This is a genomic window from Flectobacillus sp. BAB-3569 (assembly GCF_002270355.1).
In the GTDB taxonomy this organism is placed as follows: Bacteria; Bacteroidota; Bacteroidia; order Cytophagales; family Spirosomataceae; genus Flectobacillus; species Flectobacillus roseus.
This window is the reverse complement of record NZ_NJFZ01000016.1, coordinates 47,295-60,220: the sequence shown is the minus strand read 5'-3', so window position 1 is coordinate 60,220 and position 12,926 is coordinate 47,295. Positions and strand designations below refer to the sequence as shown.

Sequence of the window (12,926 nt, the reverse complement as noted above, 5' to 3'; positions counted from 1 at the left end):
GTATGAATTTAATTAGAACAGCCCTACGCAAACCCATTACTATTTTGGTATTGGTGGCAGGTATGGTCTTTTTTGGAATAAATGCAGTCCGCAATATTAAAGTGGATATTTTTCCAGATATGAACTTGCCTGTTATTTATATTTCGCACCCTTTTGGAGGGTACACTCCAACACAAATGGAGGCTTTTTTTGGTAAGCAGTATGTCAACTTATTGTTGTATGTTTCGGGGGTAAAAAGTATCGAAACCAAAAACATTCAAGGACTTACCTTGATGAAACTAACCTTTTATCAAGGTACTAATATGGCGCAAGCTGCCGCCGAAGTATCAGCGTTTAGTAACCGTGCGCAAGCCATATTTCCTCCTGGCTCTCAACCTCCTTTTATTTTGCGTTTTGATGCCTCAACTTTGCCAGTGGGTCAATTAGTATTGAGTAGTAAAGTTCGTTCTAATAACGAACTGCTCGACTTGGCAAATACCTATATTCGTTCGTCATTTACTTCAATCCCAGGTTTGATGGCGCCACCACCATTTGGAGGTAATATCCGAACAGTCGTAATCAAAGCAGATCCTGAGTTGATGCGCGCACACAATATTACACCCGACCAAATTGTTGAAGCTATTCGACTCAACAACCAAACATCACCTTCTGGAAACGTTCGTATTGGCGATGTCAATTATATCACGCCAGTGAATACAACCATTAAAAAGATTGAAGATTTTCAGGATATTCCTATTTTCAAAGGAGGGGTTGCCAACTTGTATTTGCGTGATGTGGCAAAAGTGGAAGATGCTGCCGATATTACTTCCAGTTACGCACTAGTCAATGGTAAACGCTCTGTGTATATGGCTATTACTAAAACGGCCGATGCATCGACTTGGGATGTAGTCCAAGATTTGAAAAAGAATCTTCCCAAATTCAAAAGTCAATTACCTGAAGATGTACAATTGTCTTACGAATTTGACCAGAGCGTCTATGTAATGAATGCCGTAAAAAGCTTGATGAGCGAAGGGGCGATTGGTGCAGTTTTGACGGGTTTGATGGTATTGCTTTTCTTGGGAGATACCCGTGGTGCAATGATTGTGATTATGACCATTCCGACCTCGATTATTTCAGGAATTTTATTCTTGTATTTGAGCGGACAAACCATCAATATCATGACATTGAGCGGTTTATCATTAGCAATTGGTATTTTGGTAGATGAATCAACCGTAACGATTGAGAATATTCACCAGCATTTTGATATGGGCAAACCCAAAGCCTTGGCGATTTGGGATGCTTGTAAGGAAATCGCTTTTCCTAAATTGTTGATTCTCTTTTGTATTTTGGCCGTTTTTGCACCTGCCTTTACCATGAAAGGTATTCCAGGTGCTTTGTTTTTGCCTCTATCTTTAGCGATTGGTTTCTCGATGTTGATTTCGTTCTTACTTTCTCAAACTTTTGTACCAATTATGGCCAACTGGATGATGAAAGGTCATGCCAAAGCTCACGCCAAACAAGCGGGTCATCCTATCACAGAAGATGAGGAATTTCAAATGTCAGGTTTAAGTCCTGAGTCAGAAAAGGATACTTTGAATCAGAAAAAAGTATTAGTAGAGCCTAAACCAAAACCTACTAAACTAGGAGTGTTCGACCGATTCAAAGCTCACTTTATGATTTTTCTGGATAGACTATTACCGCATCGCAAATTAGTTGTAGTTACCTATCTGATACTAGCGAGTGTGGCAGCGTTCTTTTTACTCAAAAATATTGGTCGTGATGTATTGCCAAGAGCCAACGGTGGTCAGTTTCAGGTACGTATTCGTGCCAAAGAGGGAACACGTATTGAGCGAACAGAGCAAAAACTGATTCAGACAGTGGGTATTTTAGAACAAATGGTAGGTCGAGAAAACATTTCTATTACTTCGGCTTTTGTGGGACAACACCCTGGGTTATTTTCTACAAGTCCTATTTATTTGTTTATGAGCGGACCACATGAAGCGGTATTACAAGTACAATTGGAGGAGCATTACAAAGCAAATTTAGAAGATTTAAAAGAAGAACTTCGTGAAAAAGTAAAAGCAAAAGTACCCGATATTCAATTGTCTTTTGAGCCTATCGAGTTGACAGACAAGATTTTGAGTCAAGGTTCGCCAACGCCAATTGAGGTTCGTATTTCAGGAAGAAATAAGAAAAACAATGAGGAATATGCCAAAAAGGTTGTAGAGAAATTGAATGAGTTGCCTTATTTGAGAGATGTCCAAATCGGTCAATCGACCAATTATCCTGCTATTAATATTTCTATCGACCGTGTTCGTGCGGCACAATTGGGTATTGATATTGCTGAAATCTCTCGTTCGATTACCGCTTCAACTTCGTCATCGCGTTATACAGATAAAAGTGTTTGGATAGATGAAAAATCGAACCAGACCTACAGCGTTCAAGTACAAATTCCTGAAAATCAACTAAAAAGCATTCAGGATATCAGTGAAATTCCTATTACTAGAAACGCTAGTCGACCTGTATTGAGCGATGTGGCTACCATTACGACAAGTAAAACGTATGGCGAAAATGACAACTTAGGGGCGGTTCCAGTAATTTCGGTTACTGCTAATTTATACAAAACCGACTTGGGTACAGCCACAACTGGCGTAACTAAAGCCTTAGATTCTCTTGGAGAACTTCCTCGTGGTTTGACAATTGAGCCAATTGGTTTGAGTAAAGTATTGACCGAAACCCTAGATAGCTTGCAGTCGGGTTTGTTAGTCGCCATTGTAGTGATTTTCTTGATGTTAGCCGCTAATTTCCAGTCATTTAAAGTATCTTTTGTGGTGCTTACAACGGTTCCTGCGGTAATTTTAGGGGCATTACTCATGTTAGTAATGACTCGCTCGACGCTGAACTTGCAATCCTACATGGGAATCATTATGTCGGTCGGGGTATCAATCGCCAATGCCGTATTGATGATTACCAATGCCGAGCAACTTCGCAAACATAGCGGTAATGCGCTCAAGTCTGCACGTGAGGCGGCCTCTTTGCGTCTTCGTCCGATCTTGATGACCAGTGTTGCGATGGTGGTAGGTATGATTCCGATGGCTTCGGGCTTGGGCGAAGGGGGAGATCAAACCTCACCTCTTGCACGTGCCGTAATTGGAGGACTATTGGCTTCTACTTTTGCTGCCTTGGTATTTTTACCATTGGTTTTTGCTTGGTTCCAAGAAAAAACTTCCACAGAATCTGTTTCACTAGATCCTGAAGATGAAGAAAGTAAGCATTTTATCTCGACTATCTATCAATCAAAATAAGATTCCAACGTGCAACCGACAAAAATTATGAATTATCCAACTGTTTTTAGATATACCCTTTTTGCCACGGGATTAATATTAAGTTCTGTAATATTTACGAGTTGTGGCGAATCTGAAGCCAAATCTGAGCATAAAGAAAAAACGGCTTCGGCGCCAACAATCCCGACAATAGAAAGTTTTTCTTTAACAAAAGAAAAAATGACTGCTTCTCTACAATTACCAGGTGAGCTAACTGCCAAGCAAGACGTGGAACTTTACGCAAAAGTTAACAGTTTTGTGCGCCAAATGACCGTAGATGTAGGCTCAGAAGTACGTGCAGGACAATTATTGGCAAGCTTAGACGCTCCAGAAATCACAGCGCAGTTGACAGCAGCTTCTTCTCGTTTAAAATCACAAGAAGCTATTTATATTGCTAGCAAAGCCAATTATGATCGTTTGTATCATACCTCCCAAACGCCTGGAACTATCTCACCAAACGAATTAGACCAAGCCTTGGCGCGTAAAAATGCAGATTTTGCTTTGTTAGAAGCTGCAAAAGCCAATTATAAAGAAATTGCAGATACCAAAAATTACTTGGAAGTTCGTGCTCCATTCGATGGTACGATTTCGGTGCGTAATATCAGTTTGGGAGCTTATGTAGGACCATCAGGTAAAGGTTCTGACAAACCAATGTTTTTCCTTCAAAATCAAAAAGTACTTCGTTTGGCGGTAGCAATTCCAGAAATATACACGGCCTATTTATCACCACAGAGCACGATTACTTTCCGAGTGAGGTCTCGACCAAACGAATTATTCAAAGCACAAATCAAACGTGTGGCAGGTGCATTGGACACTAAACTTCGTGCAGAGCGTATTGAAATGGATATTGATAATTCAAGTAAAAAACTACTCCCAGGTATGATTGCAGAAGTCAAATTGAATATGCCTTCGCAAGTTCCAACTTTTGTTGTCCCAAAATCGGCGGTAGTTAATTCGCCAGAAAGAGTATTTGTCATTAGAATTGTGAATGGTAATGCAGAATGGGTAGATGTAGAAAAAGGTCGTGAAGCGGATGGCAAAATTGAGATTTTTGGTGATTTAAAAGAGGGTGATAATCTAGTAACAACTGCCAGTGAAGAAGTCAGAAATGGTTTTCCTGTAAAAGTGAAATAAGACAATAGGAATGATTCTGAATTGAGGAATATTCTCCAAGTTATTATCAAAAAAGCGGTCGAAAAATATGTTTTCGACCGCTTTTTTGATGCTACTGTGCTAGATATGAATGGCTTAAGACGCAATCATTGCATCTCTACTGATGGAATACAATTTTTTACATAATCACTCACTCGCTCAATTAGGGAGTTGATTAGCCTTGAATCGAGTATAGTCATCACTTTGATAATTATAACGACAAATGATAGAAGGGAAAGTTTCTATCCACAAATCTCCAGAAGTATCCTTATATACGATTACTTGCAATAGAATGAAGATCTTTGGGATTATTTTTATAAGTCTTAAATTTATAACCATCATATCTGCAAAGCCCATTCCAAGCCCCAAACTACATAAAGCCGTACTTATCTTTTACGATAGACCATCCTTAGTCGTCAGGTAACTAAAATATTGTCCACGAACCTTCTCCGCGTGGAAGAAAGCCATGAGGCCTATACAAGCAGCTATTATAAATATTTTCATATCGGTAAAAACAACAAAACTATTTTTAAAGGCACATCAATGCAAAAATCTCCTTTAAATATTGCTGACTGCTCTACCCTAATCAAAATAGATGCCTGTTGGTACTTTTGATGACTAAAGTCTTCAATTATTGTACCGTTAATACGATTTCACCACATAAATAAAACTTTGTAAGTGGTACAAGTTTAATAAACAAATAAATTACGTCATTTGAAAGGTGTACACCAGCTGTGGAGATTGTACCAGAAAAGGAGCGATTTAGTGATTATTTTTAAATGAACTAGTAGAGACGCAATGATTGCGTCTCAGTCCGAGTGATATCTAGTATGAGAGTATCAAAAAAGGCGTTGGAATTATAAAAAGCGCCGTAGGTGCGACAGAAAACAAAATATGTTGGATTCTGTCGCACCTACGGCGCTTTCAAAAATAGTAGATAAATAATATGTTGATTGTATTCTTCAGATTGAGAGTACCTTCAAATAACAGATTTACTGTTAACAAATAACATCCGCCTACTTAAACAACAATTGTGAAAATAAGAAAATATCATGTCGCCACACAGGCCAAGTATGTCCGCCAGCGTATTCACTATATTTGTATTTTACCCCCATGTCATCAAATTTTTTCATCATAATTTGGCAATTGGCATGAGCAATATCTTCTTTCCCTCCCATCGAAATCCATAACTCTTTTAGATTTGAGTTGATAGTCGAAGCGTTGTTTTTCATGAATTCATATTGAGGATCAGACAGTTTTGTATTATTAGCCCACCATCCTGAACTGAATACCCCCAAGTACGAGAATAAATCGGTGTTCTTAATTCCTGCATAAAGTGTTTGTAATCCACCCATCGAAAGCCCTGCCAAAGCACGATTTTTCGCATCGGTTTCTACTCTGAAATTGCTTTCTACAAATGGAATTGCCCCATTTTTCAATTCATTTTCGAAGGCCTTGAGTTGTGGCTCTCCAAAGCCTGCAATTCCACCACCATTGCCATAAAAATTGCCATCTAGCATGGCAATTACCATTGGTTTTGCTTTTTGCTCGGCTATCAAATTATCCAAAATGAGGTCGGTACGACCTTGTGTTGCCCAGCCACGCTGATCCTCGCCACCGCCATGTAGAAGATACAAAACAGGATATTTTTCGGTTGTCTTATCATAGCCTGGCGGTGTATAAACGTACATTTCACGCCATGTGTTACTAGCTTTTGAGAAATACTTTTTGATACGAATATCGCCATGAGGTACATCTTTGAGGGCATAAAAACCACCTTCTTTGTAAGGAATTTCGATGCCACTCGCTTGGCGACTCATACCGTAAAAAGTCTCGCTAGCAGGATCGACGACGGCTACATCATCAATCAATAAAGAATAGTAATGAAATCCGCGACTGATAGAATCGGTAGTAACGTGCCAGAAACCAGTGCTATCTTTGACCATATCGTATTTTTTCCCTAAATCAATTTGTACTTTATGAGCATTAGGAGCTTTTACTTTGAATACCACTCTATTGTCAGGAAGCACTTGAGGATACTGAGCATTGCGAATATTGGTGCTAGCAGGGGTTCCCAAAATAGTATATTTGGTAAAAGAAGAAGTATTCACGGGTTTAAACAAAAACTGAGAATACATGTACAAGCCGTTTTTCCAGACTTTAAAATCATGAACCCCAGGCTCAAGATAATAAATATGTGGCACATCGTTTTGGTACAAATATTCATGTGTACGCTTGCTAAAAGAAAGTAATCCGTCGTTATCGCCACAAGAAATCCATAGCAATTTGAGTTTCTTTTTGGCCTCTTCAGGATTAGGTACCAACTCTTTTGGAATCTTGGTATTGGGTGCTGACGAAAAACCACCAACCCATGCAAATTTATCTAAATTACCCAAGCCAAAGTTAAGCGATTGTCCACCGCCCATCGAAAGTCCAGCAATGGCGCGACTTTCTCGGTCGATTGATGTGGGGTATTTTTTCTCAACAAAAGGAATTAAATCGTTTAATAAATCTTTTTCGAAAGTAGTAAAAGCTTGCACTTTATCAGGAGCCATAATATTACCCACAGCACGGTCGTCTTTCATGGCACGGCCATTAGGCATTACGACAATCATCGGCTGGATTTTACCTTCTGCATATAGATTATCTAAAATTATTTGAGGTTTACCGCCATTAAGCCACTCCTTTTCATCGCCTCCGATACCATGCAACAGATATAGCACAGGGTATTTCGTTTTTTTATTGAAACCAGGGGGTGTATAAACTAAGGCTTTTCGACTAGTGCCTACGGTTTTAGATTCATAGACAATCGTATCTATTTTGCCATGTGCAATAGTACTTTGAAGTACATCAAAACCTTTAGGAGCTTCTGGGGCTATTTGTTGAGCCTGCAAACCATTTGCCTGAAACAGTAAGGCAGTCAAGCAAGCCCATAATGTATTTTTCATAGTATGAGTTATTTTAGGTTGTATTTGTATTAAATATGCGCTAGGTTGTAAGCCATAGGCACTAGGCAAAGAGTTTTAATATGTTTTTGCCGAAAGCCCATTGCTGAAAGTCGAAAGCCAAATAGTTGAATTTTAAATTGCCTACTAACTTATAAAAGTGCCGTAGGTACGACAGAAAACCAAAATCTTGAGGTCTGTCGCACCTACGGCGCTCTTTTTGTAGCTCAGGAAAAAAATCTTTGCTACCAAACTATCGCTCCTACGAAGCTAATGAAAAGATTGGTTTCTGAAAAATCCTAATCTACAGGCATATCTATGCGGTATAATTGATAAAGTGAATTGTGAATTTAAAAAATTGCATTCACAATTCACCACTCAGCACTAATTAGTATCCTGCATTTTGTGTAAATGGAGGGCCTTCAACAGTACGATCTATTTCTGACTGTGGGATAGGTCTCAAAACGTGAAAATCTTTCACATAAGGAGCCGCTTCACTATTCCAAAGCTTAATACGTCTTACCAAAGATTTTGTACGTACTAAATCTTGGTATCTCATCCACTCGCCGAACAACTCACGACTTCTTTCATCCAAAATAAAGTCGATTGTTACGTCCGAATCCTTGATTAACATCGCCGCAGCAGCCGCTGTATTTTGTGCTGGTGTATTTGTTTTGCGATAAGCTGCTCTTTGACGAAGTACATTCAACAACTCGGCAGCCTTTGCCTTATCACCTGCCTGAAGATAAGCTTCTGCTCCGATAAGATATACCTCAGCAAATCGTGTAATTACAACAGGACGAGTAGAAGGGTCATTGAAGTTACTTCCACGACTAGGATCCATGTGTTTTTTGATAGCTGGATATACATCTGATTTCCAAAGACTTGGAGGAATAATAAGTCCTTTAAATGGTCTTGTACCATAGAATTGAGGTGCACCTGCCACTTCAAAATCAGGAAGCCAAACGGCAGTATCTACCCCAACTTGAGTCGTATAAGAAATTCCTCTTTTATTATTGGCTGCCGTAGCAGTGTTAGTAATAGATTGGTTTGCGATATATACCGTATAGAAGGTATTAGCAAATCGTGAATCTATATCTCTTTTTACAAAAGCTTGGTCAAGGAAATAGTTCTTTCCAGCCACTTCTCCAGAACTTTGTTTAACACTATTTGGACGCAAACGTTGGTATGGACGACCATAATATGAGTCACGCACCATCAAAGAAGTACCCGAGTTTACTAAAACTCCATTAGCATTTACAGTAGAGTTTACACCACTATTGTTTGGATAGTTCCAGTTGGTAAACCAAGGTGTTAGGTTTTGTCCAGCACCACCACTGGCACCACCACCCACTGAATAGTAACCAAATTTAGCATCATTTGAGTGGTCACTCACAAACATTGTTTCTTTTCCGTAGTCATTAGCAGGCACAAAAGCATCGCCAAAGTCTTGCCACAAATCCAAGCCATAGTTGGCTTTGTTAGCAATAATATCACTCGAAATTTTAGCTGCTTCAGCATAGTCCGTTTGTGAGTTGGTCAACCAACCACGGGTTAGATAGGCTTTTGCTAAGAAAAATTGTGCAACAGGTTTTGTCGCAGCTTTACCCAAAAATGGAGCCGTTGGCTTTTCTGGTAAATCAGCAGCAGCTTCAGTCAAGTCTTTGATAATGAGCTTATATACTTCCAACGCTGGGTCTCTTTTCGCTGCCTGAGAAGGAACTGTAATAAATTCAGTATGCAAAGGCACGTCTCCCCAAGTTTGCACTAGATAAAAATACCAGAAGGCGCGCAAGAATTTCGCTTGTGCCAAATATTGTTTTTTAGTAGCCTCTGGAAGACTGATATTTTGACCAAACTTTAATACCCCATTGATAGTATTGACACAAGTAAAGGCTGTTCCCCAAGCCGAACCAAAGTTTGTACCATTCAAACCATTGAAGGTATGTACAGGTCCACCACCGCTACTTGCACCTTGAACAAATTCGTCAGTTCCTGCTTGCATTTCTGAGGAAAATCCTTCTGTTCCCCATTGGTTACGAATTTCATTGTAAACCCCTGCAATACCTCCCAATACACCAGCAGGGCTATTGAAATAGGAAGGCACGATTTGAGATTGAGGCTTTTCTTCAAGTATATTTTCACAACCTAAACTTAAAAATAAAGTACAGGCTAATATCGAGATTTTTATTTTTTTCATATTATTATCAACTATTAAAATTTGAGATTGACCCCTAATGTGAACTGACGTACAGGCGGGTTATTAAGGTTTACACTAATCACACGGTTGAAGTTACCCCCTTGAATTGTGTTTCCATAACCATTTCCTTCTGGGTCAATAGCAAGTTTGTCTCGTACTAATGGAGAATAAAGAATAAATGGATTTGTAGCATTTACATAAATACGAGCCGAGCTGAATCCTAATTTACCAAGCATTTTGGATGGTAGTGTATAACCCAAGTTAATGCTTCGTACCTTAATAAATGATCCATCTTGGTATTGTGTTGTAGAAGTAAAATCTCTTACGCCACCACCTGCATTTGGTCTAGGAAAAGCATTAGTTGGATTGTCGGTTGTCCAATAGTCCATTACTAGCTGATTAGAACGGCCTTGGTTAAGAAATCCAAATCCTGAGCCACCACCTGATGTTCCTGCCAAGTAAGGTACCAATACTTTCATACCCATACGAGCGTAAGTAACAATCGATAAGTCAAGGTTTTTGAAAGTTACTCTGTTAGTAAATCCACCTTCCCAAGCAGGTTGGAAGTTTCCGATAACTTTACGGTCATTTGCATCAATTTTACCATTACCATCTACATCTTCTACTCGGATTTCGCCAGGTACTTGCACTGGTGAAGTCTGCTTAGCTAAAGTACCATTGTCTTTATCTGATTGTTGCCAAATACCAATTTTGTTATAATCATAAATAACCGTAAGTGGCTGTCCAACAAACCAATAGTTACCTTTATTATCTAATTCTGTTGGTGTTGTCAGTTGGGTAATTTTTTCACGGTTAAAGAAGTAAGTTAAATCTGTGCTCCAGTTAAATCCGCTTTTACTTCTGATTACATCAATTGTTACAGATGATTCAAAACCATTACCCTGAGTTTTTCCAAGATTTTTCAATGCCGACCCTGCTCCATTACTTTGAGGAAGGTTTACAGAAAGCAAAATGTCTTTAGTGTTTTGCTGATAAACATCAAATGAACCTGTTACGCGGTTGTTAAACAAACCTACCTCTAAACCAAAATCCCATTGTGCTGTAGACTGCCATCCCAAATTACTTGCTGGTAAACTTGTCACGGTATAAGCCAATGCTTGTCCGGCTGTGGTTGTACCAAAATTGTAATAACCAGATGACAAGGCTCCCAAAGTAGCATAAGGATCTACGTTACGGTTACCCGAAATACCCCAGCCACCTCTAAGTTTAAGGTTCGACACGGCATTCAATTGTTTCATAAATGGCTCATCAATAATGTTCCAACTCAAGCCAATAGCAGGATAGTTAAAATACTGATTACCTGGTGATAAGGTCGAAGAACCATCTCTACGGAACGTAGCAGTAAGGGTATATTTGTCGTTAAAAGTATAATTCAAACGAGCCATGTAAGAAACCAAACCTGCTTCGGCAAAGCTACCGCTACCTGTTGGTTGCCCAGAAGCCAAAGAGAAATTGGCTGTTTTGATATAATCTGCTGGAACACCTCTTACATTGAAACTGCTTCCAATATTATGATTTTTAGTAATTTCATAGAGAGCTGTCAAACCTACTTTGTGTTTTTGGGCAAATACTTTATCATAATAGAGTAAGTGCTGGAAATTGACATCCCAATACTCGGTATTTCTAATATCGGCACTTGATACACTTTGCTCAGTTCCTGAGTTAACAAAGGTATTTGGTGGAGCATAACCATTGAAATGTACTTGACTAAAATTAAGACCTGCATTAAAGCGATATTTAAGGCCATCTAAAATATTTACTTCTGCATACAAACTATTGAAAGTTCTTAATGAACGCTCATTAGAAAGAATATCCGCTCCACGAGAGATTAGCGTCAAAGGGCTCACTGCTTGTGCTTCGATTGTTCCTTTTTTAGGATTCAAATTCACAGAACCATCAGCATTATACGGCAACACCAAAGGCGAAAGACGAACAAGCTCTGTAGGAATACCAGCACCCGCAGGGTCATTGCGATGTGTCAAGGTATTAATAGTATTTAAGCCAATTTTGACACGTTTTCCAATTTTTTGGTCCAACGTAGCACGAATCGTCATACGGTCAAAATTTTGATTTGGCATAATGCCTGTTTCATTAAAATAACCAATACCAATACCATACTGCGTATTTTCAACGCCCCCTTGCAATCCAAGTTGGTGACTACTGTTAAACCCTGGCTTGTACAATAAGCTTTGCCAGTCGGTAGATACCCCTGCCGCCAAGTTTGCCTTTTCTTCTTCTGTCAAAGGATATGCCGTTGTACCTGCACCTTGTGTGTTATATGCAGCCGACAAGTCTTTGAATTTGGCATACTGCTCGCCATTCATTACGTTGTATTTACCCATCATACTTGTTATGCCGTGATATCCGTCATAACTAAATATTGGCTTGCCAACTTTACCTCTTTTGGTAGTTACTAAAATCACACCACCTGCCCCACGCGAACCATAAATAGCCGTTGCTGAAGCATCTTTCAAAATTTCAATATTCGAAATATCATCTGGGTTGATATCGTTCAAACCTCCAAAAGGAATACCATCTACAACTACCAATGGGCCATCAAGTCCATCGCCATTCCCTGTTGTTAATGAGCGGTTGCCACGAACACGAATTGATGCCTGACTACCGGGTGTAGAGCCATTGCTCACAATGGAAACCCCAGCGGCTCTACCTTTTAATGAATTTAACAAGTTAGGTGCAGGTACTTCTTTAAGGGTAGCTTCTGTCACAGATACCACTGCTCCAGTTATATCTCTTTTCTTTTGCGTACCATAACCCACCACAATTACCTCACCAAGCTCACGGGTATCGGCACTTAATACAATCTCTACAAATGTTCTTGTACCGATGTTGATTTCAGCTGGTAAATATCCAATACTCGAAATTACAAAAACCGTGTTTTTCGCTACATTAGACAGGGTATATTCTCCGTCGTTGTTAGCTACCGTTCCCACATTACTTCCTTTTACCTTTACTGTAGCTCCTGCTACAGGTTTTCCATCTTCTGCTGTTACTTTTCCTTTGATGGTTTGTGCCTGAATTGTGTAGCTCAAAAGAACTGCAAACATCACTAAACACAATTTCATCAAGGGAAAACTTTGCCATTGAATAATTAAGTAATTATTTCTTTTCATAGAGTAAAATATGATTGTTTTAAGATAGAATATTATCCTCTCCAGAAGAGGGGCGTCTTTTGACGGTGTAAAGTAAGTTTATGTCCGAAAATTGGATTAGCACATTTTACTCGATTTTTGTACGAAATGTTTTATCCATAAAAAAATACCAGCATATTAGCCATTTATGAGGTGC

At 39.2% G+C, this 12,926-nt stretch carries 5 protein-coding genes; 2 read left to right on the top strand and 3 right to left on the bottom strand.

Going from position 1 to position 12,926, the window contains the following annotated elements; all coding sequences use genetic code 11:
- Positions 1 to 2: 2 nt before the first annotated feature.
- Positions 3 to 3,284, top strand: a complete 3,282-nt coding sequence (locus BWI92_RS15660; protein ID WP_095164202.1) for an efflux RND transporter permease subunit — start codon at positions 3 to 5, stop codon at positions 3,282 to 3,284.
- 27 nt (positions 3,285 to 3,311) lie between these two features.
- A complete protein-coding gene (locus BWI92_RS15655; protein ID WP_095164201.1) occupies positions 3,312 to 4,436 on the top strand; it encodes an efflux RND transporter periplasmic adaptor subunit in 1,125 nt (374 codons plus the stop codon).
- 1,034 nt (positions 4,437 to 5,470) lie between these two features.
- On the opposite strand, the gene BWI92_RS15645 is transcribed toward BWI92_RS15655, so the two are convergent.
- From BWI92_RS15645 to BWI92_RS15635, 3 genes are all read right to left on the bottom strand, one after another.
- A complete protein-coding gene (locus BWI92_RS15645) occupies positions 5,471 to 7,402 on the bottom strand; it encodes an alpha/beta hydrolase-fold protein (protein ID WP_095164199.1) in 1,932 nt (643 codons plus the stop codon).
- Between the two features lie 385 nt (positions 7,403 to 7,787).
- The gene (locus BWI92_RS15640; RefSeq protein WP_095164198.1) at positions 7,788 to 9,599 is read right to left on the bottom strand and encodes a RagB/SusD family nutrient uptake outer membrane protein; all 1,812 of its coding nucleotides are present in this window, start codon (positions 9,597 to 9,599) and stop codon (positions 7,788 to 7,790) included.
- Between the two features lie 14 nt (positions 9,600 to 9,613).
- Entirely contained in the window at positions 9,614 to 12,751 is a 3,138-nt protein-coding gene (locus BWI92_RS15635; RefSeq protein ID WP_095164197.1) for a TonB-dependent receptor, read from the bottom strand.
- Between the last annotated feature and the right edge of the window lie 175 nt (positions 12,752 to 12,926).